General features: G+C 69.0%; 13 protein-coding genes. 5 read left to right on the plus strand and 8 right to left on the minus strand.

Going from position 1 to position 17678, the window contains the following annotated elements; genetic code table 11:
* Positions 1-11: 11 nt before the first annotated feature.
* From ACFWMR_RS06785 to ACFWMR_RS06820, 8 genes are read right to left on the minus strand one after another with little or no spacing between them, the layout of a single operon-like run.
* Positions 12-1037 carry a C45 family autoproteolytic acyltransferase/hydolase gene (locus ACFWMR_RS06785; RefSeq protein WP_378377592.1) on the minus strand — a complete coding sequence of 342 codons (1026 nt, stop codon included), beginning with the start codon at positions 1035-1037 and terminating at the stop codon, positions 12-14.
* On the minus strand, positions 1034-1651 hold the full coding sequence (locus ACFWMR_RS06790) for a GNAT family N-acetyltransferase (RefSeq protein ID WP_378377594.1): 618 nt from the start codon (positions 1649-1651) through the stop codon (positions 1034-1036). Before ACFWMR_RS06790 ends, ACFWMR_RS06785 begins: the two co-directional genes overlap by 4 nt.
* Positions 1648-1914 (minus strand): acyl carrier protein, encoded by a 267-nt coding sequence (locus ACFWMR_RS06795; protein WP_093938961.1) that lies wholly within the window; start codon positions 1912-1914, stop codon positions 1648-1650. The genes ACFWMR_RS06790 and ACFWMR_RS06795 overlap by 4 nt, the downstream gene beginning before the upstream one ends.
* Positions 1904-3451: an AMP-binding protein gene (locus ACFWMR_RS06800; RefSeq protein WP_378377596.1), complete on the minus strand. Its 1548-nt coding sequence runs from the start codon at positions 3449-3451 to the stop codon at positions 1904-1906. Before ACFWMR_RS06800 ends, ACFWMR_RS06795 begins: the two co-directional genes overlap by 11 nt.
* A complete protein-coding gene (locus tag ACFWMR_RS06805) occupies positions 3451-6744 on the minus strand; it encodes a non-ribosomal peptide synthetase (protein ID WP_378377598.1) in 3294 nt (1097 codons plus the stop codon). The genes ACFWMR_RS06800 and ACFWMR_RS06805 overlap by 1 nt, the downstream gene beginning before the upstream one ends.
* On the minus strand, positions 6741-9014 hold the full coding sequence (locus tag ACFWMR_RS06810) for a class I tRNA ligase family protein (RefSeq protein WP_378274407.1): 2274 nt from the start codon (positions 9012-9014) through the stop codon (positions 6741-6743). The genes ACFWMR_RS06805 and ACFWMR_RS06810 overlap by 4 nt, the downstream gene beginning before the upstream one ends.
* Before the next feature lie 2 nt (positions 9015-9016).
* Positions 9017-10111, minus strand: coding sequence for an NAD(P)/FAD-dependent oxidoreductase (locus ACFWMR_RS06815; protein ID WP_378377600.1), 1095 nt, complete (start codon positions 10109-10111; stop codon positions 9017-9019).
* Positions 10108-11436 carry a lysine N(6)-hydroxylase/L-ornithine N(5)-oxygenase family protein gene (locus ACFWMR_RS06820; protein ID WP_378377602.1) on the minus strand — a complete coding sequence of 443 codons (1329 nt, stop codon included), beginning with the start codon at positions 11434-11436 and terminating at the stop codon, positions 10108-10110. The genes ACFWMR_RS06815 and ACFWMR_RS06820 overlap by 4 nt, the downstream gene beginning before the upstream one ends.
* 656 nt (positions 11437-12092) lie before the next feature.
* On the opposite strand from ACFWMR_RS06820, the gene ACFWMR_RS06825 reads away from it, so the two are divergent.
* From ACFWMR_RS06825 to ACFWMR_RS06845, 5 genes are all read left to right on the plus strand, one after another.
* A complete protein-coding gene (locus tag ACFWMR_RS06825) occupies positions 12093-14243 on the plus strand; it encodes a hypothetical protein (protein WP_378377604.1) in 2151 nt (716 codons plus the stop codon).
* A gap of 95 nt (positions 14244-14338) precedes the next feature.
* Entirely contained in the window at positions 14339-15238 is a 900-nt protein-coding gene (locus tag ACFWMR_RS06830) for a DMT family transporter (protein ID WP_378377606.1), read from the plus strand.
* Positions 15235-16245 carry a Glu/Leu/Phe/Val dehydrogenase family protein gene (locus ACFWMR_RS06835; RefSeq protein ID WP_378377607.1) on the plus strand — a complete coding sequence of 337 codons (1011 nt, stop codon included), beginning with the start codon at positions 15235-15237 and terminating at the stop codon, positions 16243-16245. The genes ACFWMR_RS06830 and ACFWMR_RS06835 overlap by 4 nt, the downstream gene beginning before the upstream one ends.
* 119 nt (positions 16246-16364) lie before the next feature.
* Complete coding sequence (locus ACFWMR_RS06840; protein ID WP_378377609.1) at positions 16365-16688, plus strand: hypothetical protein; 324 nt, start codon at positions 16365-16367, stop codon at positions 16686-16688.
* Positions 16685-17086, plus strand: a complete 402-nt coding sequence (locus tag ACFWMR_RS06845) for a nuclear transport factor 2 family protein (protein WP_378377611.1) — start codon at positions 16685-16687, stop codon at positions 17084-17086. Before ACFWMR_RS06840 ends, ACFWMR_RS06845 begins: the two co-directional genes overlap by 4 nt.
* The last annotated feature ends 592 nt before the right edge of the window (positions 17087-17678 follow it).

The raw sequence follows: 17678 nt of genomic DNA on the forward strand, positions 1-17678 counted from the left end.
CTCCTCTCGGGTCACAGCGCGAAGGATTCGGTGGACGAGGCGGCCGGGTCGCCGGGGCGCACGTGCAGCTCCCCGCTATCCGGGCGGAGCACCACCGCGGCGACGGTCCGGTCGCGGCGGATGTCGCCGTCGCCCGCGACGCGCACAGGGTCGCGGGACAGCAACGCGAAATGGTCCTCTGTGGACGCTCGTGCCGGCAGCTCGGCCAGCCGCTCCTCGCAGGCGGCGAGCCGCCGGACGGAGAAGTTGCGCGCGAAGACGGTCAGCTCGTCCCGCGGGACGAGGTCCGGATGCAGGAAATGGTTGGTGTGCGCCACTTCCGCTCCCGTGCTCACCCGGAGGTCGTCGTCGGCGATCTCCACCCACGCGGCCGTTTCCCGGTCGCACAGGGTCAGCGACCGTGAGCTGGCGAGCCGCAGGTCACGCACCGCGTCCACGGCTTCGGTGACGCTGTCGCAGGTGTCGAGCAGATGCCGGATCGCGAGGTAGGGCGACGGCCCGTGCCGCCATTTGCCCGCCAGCACCAGATTCAGCCCGACCGCGAGCCCGGCGCTGTTGACGCCGAGGTAGCCGAGCAGGCCACCGAAACTGAGCACCAGCGACCGGCGCGGTCCAGCCCGGACGTCGAGCACCGCGATGTGGTCGTCGAGATCGCCGTTGAGATCGACCGTCTGCGCGAGCACCGGCTCGGATCCCGTCCGGGCGTAGGTCGTGCAGTCGCCCATCGTCGGCAGCTTCCGGTAGCCGAGCACCTCACGCCGCATCTGCAGCAGCACCGCTTCGTCGTGGGAGATGCCGGCACCGTCCGCCAGGCCGCGGATCTCCTCGGCCAGGTCCGGGAGCTGAGCGTCGATCGCTCGGGCGTACTCGGTGAGGTCCGGGCGTAACACGTCGAGGTCCAAAGGGTCGGGTGAGAGCGCGTTGAGCCGGGCGAAGCGGTCGCTGAGGAAGGCCCGCAGTTCCTTCCTCAGCGCCTCGCCGTGAGCGCGGCCGCGAGCGAAGGCGTCCCCGTGGGCACGGACCAAGGGGATGGTCACGAGCCTCGCTCCTTGCCCTTCTTCCCCGCCAGCAGGGTGGCCGACACCTCGGGCCATTCGGCGCGCAGGACGCTGTAGTAGACGGCGTCGCGGCGCCGGTTGCCCGGCATGGGGTTGAAGCTGCGCAGGATGCCCTCCTCGACCGCGCCGATGTTGCGCAGCCCCCGGCGGGCCTGTTCGTTCAGCGCGTCGGTCTTGAACTCGACCCGCTCGGCGCCCAGCCGTTCGAAAGCTTCGCGCAGCATGAGGTACTTGGCCCAGTGGTTGACACCCTTGCCGTGGAACTTCGTCCCGAGCCAGGACCAGCCGATCTCGAGCCGTCCGGCGTCCTGGTTGATGCTGCAGAAGCTCATGCTGCCCGCGATCAGCCCGGACGAGCGGTCGGTGATCACGTACACGACCCGTTCGCCGTTGGCCTGGTCGGCGACGGCCGCGTCGAAGAAGGCGTCGAACTGTTCGTCGGTCTCGATGAGTTGGACGAAGTAGCGCCAGATCGCCGGGTCCAGTGCCTGCGTGCGCAGCGGCTCGCGATCGGTCTCGGCGATCGGCCGCAGCAGCACGTGCTCGTCGGACAGGTCGGTGCGGGCGGCGTCCGCCCAGCGCGGCCTGGTCATCCGGCCACCGCCCCGGCGAGCGCGTCGGTGACGTCGCGGAGCGTCTTCATGGCGGCGACGTCCGGCTCGGTGAACGTCTCCAGCGCGACCCCGGTGTCGTCGCAGGCGGACATCAGGAACATCACCTTCTGCATCGAGGTCAGCCCGTAGCCCTCGGCGAGGTCACGGTCCGGGTCGAAGTCCGCCGGGTCGACCGGCTTGCTCAGCACACGGGACAGGTTGTCCCGCACCGCGTCGTCGATGGTGGACAGGTCAGCAGACATGCACGCTCCCTTGATCGTCGTGGATCTCGTCGTGATAGCGGTCGGCGATACGCGACCGCAGTGGCTTGAACTGTGAGGTGAGCAGCCCGTTGGCGGAGCTGAACGGTTCGTCGGCGACGACCACCTTGCGGATCTGCTCGTCGGCGCCGAACGCCGCGTTGGTGCGGGCGAGCTGTTCGGCGATGGCCGCTTCGTCGGCGGGGAGCGAAGCCGGGGACACCACCGCCACCAGATAACTCTGGGCAGGGCAGAACAACACGCATTCGGCGATGGCGGGACTGGTGCGCATATGGTCTTCGACCGGGCGCACCACCACCTTCCGACCGTTCTCGAGCACGATCACGTCGTCGGCCCGACCCTTGATGTAGAGGAAGCCGTCGTCGTCCACTTCCCCCAGATCACCGGTGCGAACCAGGTCTGGCTCGGGAAACACCCGTTCGGACGCGCCGGGTGGCGCGAACTCGTAGCGGTCGCACACCGGGAACCGGCTGCGGACACTCACGACGCCGTCTTCGCCGATCAGGACTTCCTTGTGCGGGAGCACCTTGCCGACGCTTCCCCGGCGGTGCGCGCCGGGATGGTTCTTGGTCACGACGCAGGTCTCGTTGAGCCCGTATCCTTCGTAGATGGGCAGCCCCGCGTCGGTGAAGAACCGCAGGACGTCTTCGGCCGCCGGCGCGGAGCCGGTCCACAGGTAGCGGACGCGGTCGCCGAACACCCGGCGGGCGCCTTGGGCCAGCGCCTCCGACGGCGGGGTCTCCGGGCCCGTCCTGGCGACCTGTCGCTCGATGAAGGCCTTGGCGGTGGCGAAGAACCCCGGCACCCCCATCACCACGGTGGGCGCGACCCGCCGCAGCGTCGGGAAGGCGGCTTCGTAGGTGCTCAGCGTGACGTCGTGTCCGTAGCGGAACGCCGAGTAGACCCAGTACCGCTGCTGCAGGACCGCCAGCGGAAGGAAGACGAACAGATCGTCGTCGGCGCCGTGCTGGAAGATCTCCTGCACGGCGGCGATCCCGGCGTCGATGCTGCCGACCGACGCGGTCATGCCCTTGGGCTCGCCGGTGCTGCCCGACGTGAGCTTCAGGGTCGTGACGTCCTCCGGCCCGTAAAGCACCGGCTCGGGCGCGACGGCGTCCTCGTCCGTGGCCAGTGCCCGGACGTCCGCCAGCGGCTGGATCCGATCGCCGTCCCCGTCGGCGAAGAGCGCCGTCAGTCCGTACCGGACGGCCAGCGCGGGATCGGCGTCGAACTTCGCCGGGTCGAACCCCACGGTCACCGCGCCGACGCGCAGGGCCGCCAGGTCCAGCAGGACCCACTCCAGGCAGTTGGGCGCGAGCACGCCGACCCGGTCGCCGCGCCGGACACCGAGGTCGACGAGGGCGCGGGCGACCCTGCCAGCCATCTCGTAGACCTCGCGCAGGTCGAACTCCTCGGTCTTGTCGAGCCGCGCGACCCGTAGTCGGTGACCGGGGCCGGGCGCGGCCGCGATGATGGCGTTCAGCAGCCCGTCCGGGATCCTCGTTCCGAGGGCGGTCATCAGCGGACTCCCTTCTTCCTCGGGGCGGCCGCGATCATCGCGGCCATACGGCGCACGGTGTCCAGTTCGGGCAACCGGTCCAAGGTGAAGCCGACGCCGAACCGTTTGCGGACACCGGCGAGGATCCGCGCCGCGACCAGCGAGTCACCGCCGAGGTCGAACAGGGTCGTGGTGGCGGCGGGCACGCCGGACTTGAGCACCTCCGCCCACAGGAGCGCGACCTCGTGCTCCAGTTCGGTGTCCGGTGGCACCTGGGCGGCGGCCGCCTGGCCGGGCTTGTGTTCCTGCAGCTTCGCGCGGTCGACCTTTCCGTTGCGGGTCAAGGGGAACGCGTCATGCCAATAGACCCCGGACGGAACCATGTACTGCGGCAGCACCTCGCGCAGCCGCTCGCCGAGGTCGTGGGCGGTGGGCCGCTCGTCCCCGGCGGGCACGAGATGCGCGACAAGGCGGTCCCCCCGTCCGGCGGACTCGCGCGCCACCACGGCGCGGCGGACCTCGTCCAGTGCGACCAGCCGGGTCTCGACCTCGCCCGCCTCGATACGGTAGCCGTTGACCTTGATCTGGAAGTCCGTGCGGCCGAGGATCTCGATCTCGCCGGTGGGCAGCCAGCGGCCCAGGTCACCGGTGCGGTAGATCCGTTCGCCGCGGACGGGATCGTCGGTGAACCGCTCGGCGGTCCGCTCCTCGTCGCTCCAGTAGCCGCGCGCCAGGCCCGTGCCGGCCGCACAGATCTCCCCGGTGACCCAGTCCGGCAGGTCACGGCCCGCCGCGTCGAGCAAGTAGGCCCGGTTGTTGGCGTTGGGCCTGCCGTAGGGGATCGACTCCGAGCCGTCCTCGTGGGTGCCGACCGGATGCGAGATGTTCCAGATGGTCGTCTCGGTCGGTCCGCCGAGCGAGACCACGTCCAGTCCGGGAAGCGTTGCCCGCAGCGCGGCCGGGAGCGCCGGGGGCAGCCGGTCGCCGCTCATCATGACCAGCCGCAGCGTCTTCAGCGCCTCGGCGCCGTCGGCCTCGGCTTGTTCGAGCAGCAGTCCGACGATGGCGGGTACCGAATTCCACACGGTCACGCCCGTCCGGCCGCACAACCGCAGCCAGTGCCCCGGATCGGCCGCTTGATCGGCGTCGGGCAGCACGACGGCCGCTCCTGCCGACAGCGCGCCGAACACGTCGTAGACGGACAAGTCGAACGAAAACATGCTGATGCCGAAGAACCGGTCGCCGGGACCGACGCCGAACCGTCCGTTGCAGTCGGCGACGACGTTGGCGACCGCGCCGTGGGTGACCATGACGCCCTTGGGCCTGCCGGTGGTGCCGGAGGTGTAGAGCACGTAGGCCAGATCGTCCGGATGGGCGTCGGGCAGGGGCTCCACGGGCGGCACCGATTCGGCGGGACGGGTGAGGTCCAGGTCCAGCACGGCGCGCTCGTCATCGGTGTGGCCGGCGTTGGTGAGGACGAACCTGGTGCCGCCGTCGGCGAGCATGAGCGCACGTCGTTCCCCGGGCAGCCCGGCGTCGACCGGCAGGTACGCCCCGCCCGCGAGCACGACGGCGAGGATCCCGGCGACATGTTCGGGCCCGCGGGTCATCACCAGCCCGACAGGCTCGTCACGACGTACTCCTCGATCCCGCAGCCAGCGCGCCGCCCGCTGGACGTGGGCGAGCAGCTCGCGATAGCTGATCTCGGCCGTTCCGGTGATCACCGCGGGGGCGTCCGGGGTGGACTCAGCCTGCGCCAGGAAGCGTTGCGGTAGAACAGGGGCCGGGATTTCGGTCGCGGTCGCGTTGACTTCCGCGCGGCGGGCGCGCTGGTCTTCCGGGCGCAGGTCGAAGAGCCGGCGCGACCAGGCGTCGGGATCGAGCAGTTCACCGAGCAGCCGCCGGAACCCGTCGACGACGGCGTCGACCAGTCCTTCGGGGAACAGTTCGTCGACACTGTCGAACTGCACCACGAGCCCGCCGTGCTGCTCGTAGGGTGACACGTCCAGCCACACCTGCGGGGTCTGGCTCTCCGTGTACACCTCAGGGCCGAACAGCTCCATCGCCGAACCGTCGGCGCCGTCGTAGCCGATGGCGCTGTTGAAGGTGTAGGGCATCCGGGCGTCCGCGCCGCCGTTCCTGGCCAGCTCGCGCAGGACGTCGATGCCGGAGAAATGCCGGTTGTCCAGGGATTCGCGCAGCGAGGCCTGGATCGCGCGGGCCCGGTCGGCGAACGCCGCGCCGGGGTCCGGTTCCACCCGCACCAGCATGGTCTCGCCGAAGTTCCCCAGCGCGGTGTGGATCCGCGGGTGGATCGGCGGCCGGTTGGCCACGGTGGTGTTGAGCGTGAACCGATCCCCCGCGCCCCAGCAAGTCAGCACTTCGCTGTAGACGGCCAGCAGCAATCCGGACGGTGTCAATCCGTATCCGGCGGCCAGCTCCTTCAGTGAACTCCATTGTGGACTGTCGAGATGGGCGAACCGTGTGGTGAACCGGGCTTCGGTGATCGAAGACGGGCTGGTGCGCAGCGGCAGATCCGGATGCGGCGCGAGGTCGTCCAGGCGAGCCAGCCAGTAGTCACGAGACCGCTTCGCCGGTGCGCGGCCGCGGGCTCGTTCCTGGGCGGAGACGAAGTCGGCGAACGCCGCTTCCTCCCCCGCTTCCGCGGGCTCGCCCAGGTACTCGGCGTGCCACTGCTGGAAGAACAGGAAGATGCTGATCGCGTCGAGGATCAGGCCGTCGTGGTCGATGTGCAGCAGCATCTCCTCGTCGGAGAGCAGGGTGACCGCGACGGCCAGCAACGGTGCCTCGTCGGCGGGCAGGCTGCGGTGGGCCCGCTCGGCACGCACCGATTCCCGGTGCTCGTCCTGCTCCTCGGCGGGTTTGCCGCGCAGGTCGTACCGGAGGATCCGGACGGGTGCGGAACGCTGCTCGATCTGGGTGCCGTCCTCGGTGAACCGGGTGCGCAGGACGCCGTGTCGTGCCACCACGGTGTTCAGCGCGCGTTCCAGCCCGTCGATGTCCCAGCAGCCCGAGATCTCGTGGTAGACGTGGCTGGCGGAGCCGATCTCCACCTGACGGTCACGGCCGATCAGGTAGCCGCGTTGCAACGCCGTCAGCGGCTCGCCGGGCGGGGTGTCCAGGTAGTCGACGAGGTCGGCCTTGTGCGCCTTGACCTTCGCGACCAGATCGGCGTCCATCCGCTCACGCGGGCCCTGCAGTTTCAGGTCGGTTCCCGAGAGGCTCACGGTGAGCCCCCGCGAGCGCAGTTCCCGCACCACCTGGGCGGGGGTTTCCCGTTCGGTCGTCGTCATCGGCCCACCTCCGCGTGCTTGCGCACCACGTCTTCAGGGAGGTCCTTCACGAGAGTGTCGGCGAGTCCGGCGACGTCGCCGCCGTTGAGCAGTGTCTCCAGTGGAACGTCGGCGTCCAGCCGGTCGGTCAGCTGGTACTGCAGCGCGACGGCCTGCATGGACTGCATGCCCAGCTCGGTCAGGGAAAGATGCGCCACCGGCTCGTCGGCGGGCAGCCTGAGCACCTCGCGGACCACCCCGGACAGCCAGGGCAGCAGCGGTGATTCGGCGGCGCTCTCGGGTTTCGCGCCGAAGAAGACACGACCGGCGAGGGTGACGGCGGTTCCCGCGGGCACCAGGTCCACGGTGTGCGGCCAGGTGCGGTCCGCGGGCAGCCCCAAAGCCTCCGCCAGGACACTCGCGAACCGCGGCATGACCGGCGTGCCACAGGTGGCCAGCAGCCGGGCCGCGGCCAGTTCCAGCGCGAGGGCGGTACGCGCCTCGTCGGCCCAGTCCCCGACGTGCGCGGCGGCCGATTCCGCGGCCGCGAACGCGCGCGTGTCCTCGACCAGGCCCAGCAGTTCGGCGGCGGCGGAGTTCAAGGAGAACCCGTCGGCGCCCAGTGACCGGGTCAGTGCGGCGAGCCGCTCGGTGAGCCGGGCCAGGAACGCGGTGTGCTCCGGGGTCCAGACACCCGCGTCAGGAACCTTGCCGCCGTGATCGCGGACGATCCGCTCTCCCAGGCCCGCGAGCCAGCCCTGCCATCGGGTTTCGAGCGTGTCCCGGGTGAAGGCGTCGAACTCGTCGGGGTCGAAGTTGGTGCGCCTGCCCTCCGGGCGGGTCAGCGCCAGGTAGAGCCGGTACGCGTCCACGGTCTCCGGGCCGAGCACGTCACGGCCCCAGACCGCGTGGCGGCGACTGGTGGAGAACTTGCTCTCCTGGAGCAGGTAGAACTCGTTGATGTGGTAGTCGATGTCGGGCGCCCAGTCCGGATGCGCGGCCCGGTAGAGCGCCGGCACGACGATCGGATGGAAGAAACTCCCGTCGGCGCCGAGGAAGTGCACGATCTTCCAGTCCGCGTCCGGCTCGTCGGCACGCCATTCCTCGCCGGTGCGCGCGCCGAGCGCGCCGACCCCGTGCAGGATGCTGTAGGCGTAGTCGATCCACGACCAGATCACCTGCCCGTCCACTGCCGACTCGGCGGGAGGAAGGCCCCAGCCGGCGGGATGGGTCAGCGGGACTTCGACCGGTCCGCGCGACAGGACTCGTGCGGCCAGTTCCTTCACCGACGACGGCACCCGGCCCTTGCGGTGGTGGTCACGCACGTGATCGGCCAGTTCGTGCAGGGAGAGCTGATAACGGCGCACAGTGCCGCGCCGGGGTGCGGCACCGGACTCCGCCGAGACCGGGTCCACCAGGTCGGCGACCGAGTTGGGTTCCTTGCAGCCCTCGCAGATGTTGCCGCCGGTGGTCTCCCCGCACGACGGGCACTTGCCGCTGACGCCGGATTCGAAGAGGTACCTTCCCGATTCCGGGTCGAACAGCGCGTCGGCCTCGGCCAGCCGGACGGAGTCGGACGCGATCAGCGTGCCGAAGAAACCCCGCAGGCCGTCCGGGTAGGTGTCGTCGGCGCTGGTCGCGGTGAATTGGTGGACCTCGATGTCCATGGCCGCGAGGGTCTCGCGGATCCGCCCGCTGTAGTGGGTCGCGGTGTCCAGGGCGGAGCGCCCTTCCTTGGCCCCCGCCGCCTCGACGTAGTTCTGGTAGTCGTCGCTGCCGCAGAGGTGCCAGGCCCGCACCCCGTTCATCCGCTGGAACCGGGTGTAGGCGTCCGCGGCGAAGAAGGGCCCGGCCAGATGTCCCAGATGCAGGTCGCCGTTGGGGGTGGGCGCGGACGAGAACACGAAGACCGGGCGCTCCCCGAAACGGCGGCGCACCGATCGGCCGGCGGCCGCGGTCGCACGGGCGGTGTCGCGCCAGAAGAACGACGCCAGCACGAGATCGGTTTCGCCGGTGTTGGTGACGTAGTGGGTTTCGAACGGGTCGAAGCGCACTACGGCCCCAGCCTCGATCCGGTGTTCGGCGCCGTCGACGACGAGGTCGCCCCCGCCGGCGACCAGCACCCACACCTCGGTCTCGTCGTGTTGATGGGTCAGCGACCGCACGCCGGGGGCCACCCTGCCCCAGGACGCGCCCACGCCCAGGTCACCGGCGGCGCCCGGATCCAGTGCGGCGACGTCGATGCCGAACGCGCGGCTCAGCCCTTCGCCGGTGAACGTACTGATGTCCACGATCAACTTCCTCCCGATTCGAGCAGGTCGGCGGCACGTGCGGCGATGGCGGGCGCGAGCCGGTAGCCGGAGCCGTTCGCCGCGCCGGCGAACACGATCCGACCGTTGCCGAGCGCGCGTACCAAGGGTTCGCCGGTGCCGCTGTAGGCGTCGCAGAAGACCCGGCCGGAGAGGCGGTCCACCGCCATCCCCGGGGCGTGACGCCGCAGGATCTCCCGGGCGTCGTCCAGGTGCCGTCCGGTCAGCCCGGACGACGGCGTGTCCGGATCGACGTCCCATTCCGGACAGGTGTAGCTGAACAGCCAGTGCCCGCGCTCGGGCAACGGCAGCAGGAAGGCGTCCTCGCGTTCGAAGATCACTGCCGCGTCGGTCGGATCCGGCCGCCCGCCCACGTGCAGCGCGACGATCTTCTTCACCCTGGCCGCCAAGGGAGCGACCAGGGAGCGCCACGCGGGAGCTCCCAGCCACGGGCCGGGCGCGAGCACGACCCGTCCCGCGGTCAGTTCCTCACCTGTGCCCAGCCGCAGCCCTACCCCGTCCGCGTCCTCGGACACCGCCTCGACCCGGACGGCCTCGCGGACCTCGATCTCGGTGCGCAGATCGGCGGTCACGGCACGGGTCACGGCGGCTACGTCGGCGTACTGGGCGCCTTGGACGGACCAGGCGATCGATCCCGTCGGCGGGCGCACCCCGTCCGGCAGGTCCTCGGCCGCGGTGAGGTCGGCTACGGGCAGGTAGTCCGAGCGCAGGCGCGGCTCGTCCGCGACGGTCCCCACCACCCGCATGGCCACGGGGTGGATGGGCAGATCGGGGCGGCTGCGCGCCAGCTCGGTGTAGTAGCGCTGGCTGAAGCCAGCCATCTCGCGCACCGCCGGAGTGGCGCCACGCGGGGTGTGCAACCCCGCCGACCGCAGCGAGGCGCCCCCGCCGACCAGATCGCGGTCGATCAGCAGGACCGAGGCGTCCGGTCTCCGGCGGGCGACCTCGCGAGCGGTGAGGCAGCCGATGATGCCGCCGCCGAGCACGGCGATGTCCGCTCTGGCCGAGGCACTCCGCGCCCGGGTGCCGGAGATTCCGGCCGTTGTCGCCGCTCTCACGTCCGGTCCAGCAGTTCGGTGGTGTGTTTGCCCGCCCAGTCGATGAACGGTTCCAGTTGTTCGTTGGAGTGCACCCCGAGCAGCCGGTCCATGATCCGCTGGCTGCGCCAGGCGACCAGGCTCAGGTTCGGGTCGGCCAGGCCGCGCTGGTCGCGGACCCCGTTCTGCAGGAACACGCAGCGATCGCGGGGACCGTCCCAGCGGATCGCGAAGTCCTTGTCCACGTTGTATTCCTCGCCTTCGCGGGCGAGCTTCGCCTCCAACGGCGACAGGAAGTCCGCCGTCGCGGGGCGATAGCCGGTGGCCCAGACGACGAAGTCGGACTCGACGTGTTCGATCAGGCCGGGGTCGTCGTTTCCCGCGACGGTCAGATCCCACGCGTCGTGGTCGGCTCTCACGTCGGTGACGGTCCGGTTGGGCAAGAGGGCGAAGAGGTCGTCGGCGCCGTCGACGAAGCGCCGGGCGTAGCAACGCTGGTAGATCTCCCGCAGGGTCGACTCGGAAATTCCGTCGCTGGTCAGCACGTTCTGCGCGTTGAGCGCCACCCGGGCGGGCCGGTCGAGGTCGAAGAAGTAGTCGGAATAGCTGGGGACGAAGTACTCGTTCGTGAACGGCGTGTCGTCGATCGGGAAATAGTTGTGCCGACGTGAAATCCAGATGACGCGGCGGGGAAGTTGTTCGATCGGGCGGGAAATCAGGTCGAGGAAGACTTCCGCGCCGGACTGCCCGCCACCGACCACCGCGACCCGCTTGCCCGCGAAGTCCCGATCGCGCGAAACGAAATCGCTCACGTGGAACTGCGATCCGCCCAATTTCCCGCGAGCCGGTTCGGGTACCCACGGCCGGGTGCCGATCCCCACCACGACGTTGTCCGCCGTGGCCGTCCGTTTACTGGTGCGCACGACGAAAGACGTCCCGTCGAAATCGACCTCTTGGACTTCCTCACCGAAGCGGACATTCGTGTTGGTCTTGCTCGCCCATTCGAGGTAGTTGCGGAACTCCTGTCGTGGCACTGCGTCGAACTGGGCGTTGATGAAGTGGTAGATCCTGCCCTGATCGTGCAGATAGGACAGGAATGAGAACCGGTTGGTCGGCTCGGACAACGTGACCAGGTCTTTCAGCAACGACACCTGCAGTGTCGCACCCGGTATCTGCTGTCCGTCGTGCCAGCCGAACCGTTCCTCCCTGTCGAGGAAGAGGTTGCTGACCTCGTTCTTGTCGTGCAACAGCGCCGCCAAGCTCAGATTGGCGGGCCCGACGCCGACTCCGAGGCACCTGTAGTGGGCTGTCTCGTGCCGTCGCTGACGCGGCAACGGAGCGGTCACCACTCGCCTCTCCCCTCGTAGGCCGTAGCCTGCTGCCGCCTTGCGGTCGGCTCGTTCTTCTCGCACATCGGGATCCCTTCCCGTACCTCCGCCACCTGTCACGGCCATGTATGCCCCAGGACGAATCACCCGGCGGACGATCGATGCCCGCCAGTGCGATTAATCAGGACTTCAACTTGAGGACACGCCGAATTCGCACTGTGTCCGAAATCCGGCTGAATGCGCTCACTTGAGCGACGTTCCCCAGGACCTGCTGTCGCGATTAATCCATCGAGAACCAGGACCGGACACCATCAGCGCGAGGCGCGCACATCCATTTCGACGCCTTCTCCGGCGTCCTCATCGACGCTAGCACGCGATTCACCGACACCGCACGCCGAACGGTGATTTTCCGTTATTCCACAAGGGAAAACCTGCGGAAATGCCCGTCCGGTACACCGTCCGCCGCCCTCCACGCCGCCACATGGCCGACGAATACCGCACCCATTTCGACTACATTCCGTCCAATATGGACGAAATAGCGAAACATCTCACCGGCATTCGTCGTACGCCGAACGCGTGAAGATACTTTCCCGGGTTGTCAGTTCCTCACGACCTGACAAGCTGGATCGGTGAGGAAACCGGAGGAGAGTATCGATAGCGTGACAGAAACTCGGATGACGACAATCACGGGACTATCACCGTCCGACCGGGCGGACGCGCTCGACCAGGCGATCCAGGCCGCGGGAAGCATCACCTCCGACATCACGGTGATCACAACCGGTCATCTCCCGGGCACGTTTCCGCAGACCGCCGCGGCGGCGCTGAACGTCGTGGAACGACCCGCCGATCCCCTGGCCGAGGCGCTGCGCACACGGCTGCGACAGGGCAGGCCGCTGCTCGTCGTCCGAGGTGGCAGGCGCAGCAACGCGGACGTCGCCGGGACCATCGACGACCTTCTCCGTCATTGCCCGGGCTTGACCGTGCTCGCCGAGGCGCCGGCCCCGCTCGGTGTGCCCGGAGAGCAGGTCGTCGCGCTGCCCTCGGCACCCGGTCCTTTCGACGCGGAGAGGGTCACGCGGGTGGCGAGGTTCTCCCTTCACAGCCGTACTTTCGACACCCGGATGGCCGCGGCGCTCGCCGGAACCACCCAGGAAGACGCCGAGACCCTCCTGACCGGGCTCACGGCGGAAGGCCTGATCCAGCGGGATGAGGACGGCTGGCGTCTCCCGCCGGATATCGTGGAACTCCTCCCCCAGCCGGACAGCGACGCCCTGGAGCGACGCGTCCGCTGGGCTGCCAAGGAAGCCGCCGAGCTCCGCGCCCTCGTCGAAACCGGTGGTGCCTGGCGTGATCGCTTCGACTTCGTCGCCGATGACCTCCGGGCCACGGTGCGCGACCGGACCGGGCCGGACGCGGACGTCCGTCAGCACGAGATCGCCCGCACACTGGCCGGACTTCTGTACGCGCGGCAACTGCTCGCGGAAGCGCGCAGCGCCTTTGAACTGGCGGCCACACTGGCCCCCGACGACCGCACCGCGGCCCGTGACCTGCGCTCGGCCGCCGACGTCGCCATGGCCGAGCACCGGGGCGAGCCGGCGTTCGCGCTGCTCCAGCAAGCCGCGGCACGCGCGGAGCGGGGCGGGGACCCGGCGGGGGCGGCGATCGCACTCGCGTACGCGGTCTGCGTCGGGAACCGGTTTCCCGCCACGTTCACCGAACTGGTCCCGCATGAGCGGCTGGTCGAGCTGATGCACGAGGCCGAACGGGTCGCACCGGAGGGTGATCCCATCGCGGAGGCCTACCTCGCGGCCGCGAGGGCCTGGAACGCCACCGGTGAGAAGACCACACCCGACCTGGACCTGACCGCGATCGCGCTGGACGCCGCGCGCGCCACCGATCAGCCGGTGCTGATATCGGCCGCGCTGGACGCGGTGGCCAGTGCGGACGTCACCGCCGGCCGCTTCGCCCGCGCGCACCATTCGTGCGGGGAACGGCTGTCACTTCTGGAAAGGCTTCCCCGGCACGAGCCGAACATCGGCGTCGAGATCGTGGACACGCTGCACGTGGTGCCGCTGGTCGCGCTCGCGGCGGGGCGACTGCCGGAGGCGGTACTCGCGGCGGAGGAGTCCTGGAAGGACCCCTTTCGTGGTCTTTACATGCGGGCAGGCAAACTCGTCGTCCCGCTGGTCCTCAGCGGCCACCTCGACAGGGCTCTGGAATACGCGGAGATCGCCTGGGACGCCTGGCAGCGCCTCGGCGGGCCTCCCGCGCGCTGGATGGCCCCCGCCGCCCTGGCCGCGGGCATGGCGAACGCCCTTCGCGGGAATGTCTCCCAGTACGACGCTTGGGCCAGGCGGGCGCTGACGTTGTCGGAACCCGGTGTGCACAGCGGGCTCAGGGAAAGCTTCGAGGCTTTCGTCCGACCCCGGGTCGCCCTGCACCAGGGCGATGTCGAATCGGCGATGTCCACTTCGCTGACCCCGAAGGTCGGTTGGTACGACAGCACTCACCAGTTCTACGACGCCTATGCCTGGGCTGTGGCCGCGGAGAGCGCGATCGTCGCGGGAGATCCCCGGGCCGGGGAGCTGCTGTCCGCCGCGGAACCCGCCGCGGCGGAGAACCTCTGGGCGGCGGCCTGTCTCGCCCGCGCTCGCGGCAGACTGCACGACGACCGCGCGGCCCTGGAGGAAGCCGTCAACGGCTGGCGGGCGATCGGCGCCCGTTTCGAACTGGCCTGCACCCTCAGCCTGCTCCCGGACCGGCGGGACGAGGCCACCTCGCGGCTGGCCGCGCTGGGCTGCCGACTCCCCGGCTCGCCGTTATGATCGAAAACCGGGCCGCGAGCGCGGTCGGAAGCAGGTCGTCGGAGCGCGACGAGAAGCGACGGCCCAATAAGGGCACGAGGGGACCGAAGTCGGACGTGGCCAGCACACGCCAGGAGACCGACTATCGAGCACTAGCCGCGGCAGGCATCACGATCGTTCTGTGGGCATCGGCGTTCGTGGTGATCCGGGACGCCGGGGAGCACATTTCCGCAGGAGCGCTCGCCTTGGGCAGGCTCGTGACCGGGGCGCTCGTCCTGGGCACGTTCCTGTTGGTACGCAAGCAAGGCATCCCACCCAAAGCGGCATGGCCGGGCATTCTGGTCTCGGGCGTGGCGTGGTTCGGCGTGTACATGGTCGCGCTCAACGCCGGTGAACAACGCATCGACGCGGGTACCGCCTCACTCGTGATCAACCTTGGCCCGATCCTGATGGCCGCGTTGGGAGGCTGGCTGCTCAAGGAAGGTTTCCCGCCGCAGCTGATGGCGGGCCTGGCCTTGGGTTTCGCCGGCGCGGTCCTGGTCGGCTTCGCGTCGTCCGACGGAGGAAGCGCCAGCCTGATCGGTGTGTTGTTGTGCGGCCTCGCCGCGGCGGGCAGCGCCGTCGGGGTGATCGCCCAGAAGCCGGCACTGCGCCACGCGACGGCCTTGCAGGTGACGACCTTCGGAAACGCGATCGGGGCGCTGGTGTGTCTGCCCTTCGCCGGATCGCTGATACGGGAAGTGGCGGCGGCTCCCTCGAGCGCCCTGCTGGAGATCGTGTATCTGGGCGTGTTCCCGACCGCTCTGGCCTTCTCCACTTGGGCCTACGCGCTCTCCCGGACGACGGCCGGGAAACTGGGCGCCACGACCTACCTGGTCCCGGTGCTGGTGGTCGTCGTGAGCTGGGTCGTGCTCGACGAGGTCCCCGCGGCACTTTCGTTAGCCGGTGGCGCGCTGTGCCTGATCGGCGTGGCCGTGTCCCGGCGCAGATCGCGAGAAAAGGTGGAGGAAACGTGACCGTGGAAGAGGTTTCCGTCGACGGCTTCGAACGGGTCGTGATCGACCGGGGTCCAGCAGGCGAAGCACGCTCGATCATCGCGGTGCACGACACCCGTCTCGGCCCTGCCCTCGGCGGCGTGCGGATGCGCCCGTACCCGAACGAGAGCGATGCCGTCTCGGAATGCCTCGCCCTGGCTCGCGCGATGACGGTGAAAGCCGCCGCGGCCGGACTGGACCTCGGTGGCGGCTGGAGCATCATTCCCGCGGACAAAGCCGAGAAGACACCGGAAAGGCTGCTGTCCCACGGCCGGGCGATCGCCACCTTCGACGGCCGGTTCATCCCGGTGAACGACGTGGGCACCGATCAAGCCGACCTGCGCGAGATCGGCAAGGTGACTTCGCCGGTATGCGCGCAGGACGACCCGTCACCCTGGACCGCGCTGGGCGTCGCGGCGGGCATCAAGGCCTGCGCCGAGTTTTCCGGCCGCGCCGACCTCAAAGGCGCACGAATCGGAGTGCAAGGCGCCGGGCATGTGGGCAGCGCGCTGGTACGACTGCTCATCCGGGAAGGCGCGGACGTCACGGTGAGCGACGTGGACGAGGAACGCGCCGTCTCGCTCGCCGCCGAGACCGGTGCGACGGCGGTCGACCCCGATACCCTGCCCACGAGCGAGCTGGATGTTTTCGCGCCTTGCGCACTGGGCGGAGTGGTCACACCGGACGTGGTGCCCGCGCTTCGTTGCCGGATCATCGCCGGTGGCGCCAACAACGTCCTGGCCACCCCGGAGCTCGCGGACGAACTACGGAAGCGGCGCATCATCTACGCACCGGATTTCTGTGTGAACTCAGGCGGCGTGATCTTCCTTCAGTCCCAGCTTCGGGGTCTCAGTGAGGAAACCGCACGAGACCAGGTTCAGGGCGTCGGCACGACGATCTCCGAACTGCTCGCACACGCCGAAACCAACCGGGTCACGACGAGCCAGGCAGCGAACGATCTCGCTCAGAACCGGCTCGACACCGCCTGAATCACTTACAAGACCGGGCCTCGTCTCCAGCCGCTCACCCGCCGAGTTCGACAGACGATCCGAGGGCCCTTCCTGCGTCCCACTTGATGTGCAAAAGTTGCTGTGTGGGGAAGCGCGGGATGGACGACGAGCAGCGCGAGCGGATGCACGACCTCAAGCGGACGACCTGGCGGGGAGTACTGACCGGTGGCGCTGTCCTCGTCTTCACGATTGTTGCCGGGGTGGTCCTGTCCGACGACTGGAAGGCATACCTGGTCGTGGGCTCGTCTGGCCTCGCGCTGACGATCCTCGTGTTTCTCTCGCAGTGGCGCTACATCCGGCGCGGGCCGTTCCCTCGGCTGCCCGCCGGCATGCGTGATGGCACCTCTCCTTCATCCGGCGAGAAACCAGCCGACGCTGATCACGCCGGACAGAACCAAACGAATGGACAGGAGCACGCATGACCGACGACGTGGCCGACCAAGTGATCAAGGCCGAGAAGGACCGGATCCAATGTCTCCTCGACGTGGATCGCGACACCTACGACCGCTTGCACGCCACGGAGTACCGGTTGTGCAACCCGACCGGCACCGTGTGGACGAAGGCCGAATACCTTGAGCTCCTCACCACTGGGCGGGTCGCCTACCGGGAACTGGGACTGACCGGCGACATGGACGCCATCGTCGGCACCGACGTCGTCGTCCTCCGCTACCGGTGCGTCATCGAACTCACCGTCGACGGCGCGGACATCCCGAAGCACGACGCCTGGCACACCGACGTCTACACCAATGCCGACGGCACCTGGCGTTGTGCCTGGTCGCAAGCCACCGGCATCTTGGACCTTCCGCCGGCCGCACCCTGACCCATCACGAGGAAGGCGCGGCCCGAAGAAGACTTCTGGACGCAACGCCATATTCCCGACGACATAGCCAGTGTGATCAGTGACGTAATTTCTCCACACAAGACGACAACGCCGTGCTATTCGTATCCGGCCACGGTTTACACCTCGGCAAGCGTGGATGAGCACTCGCTGGCCGGTTGGGGCCGTGGAACACAATGCTGTTGTGCGATCTTGCACGCTGCACCTGTTCGGCGGCAGGGTTCCCAATGTCGCATTTGTGACGCTCAGCGACTCGAATGCGACATTGGGAACAGGACGGAGCAGCCGGCCCGGCGGATCGCGGACGTCATCTGTCCATGACCATCCTTGCCGCTCACGACCCGTACGACCCAGTGCTGTCCGGCGCCCAGTGTTGCGAAAGCCACTTTCGCAACCTTCAACGTTGTGAAAGTGGCTTTCGCAACACCGCCTCCCGCTGCCACGCGGGTTTCGGATGTCGCGAAAGCCACTTCGGGACTTCAGGTGTCGCGAAAGTGGCTTTCGCGACACGAGGCACAGCGCTTTTCCTTGTATCCCAACCCATGCCCGTTCCTCGCCGACCTGCGGAAAACCA

Origin of the sequence: Amycolatopsis thailandensis, assembly GCF_042723255.1 — a bacterium.
Lineage (GTDB): Bacteria > Actinomycetota > Actinomycetes > Mycobacteriales > Pseudonocardiaceae > Amycolatopsis > Amycolatopsis thailandensis.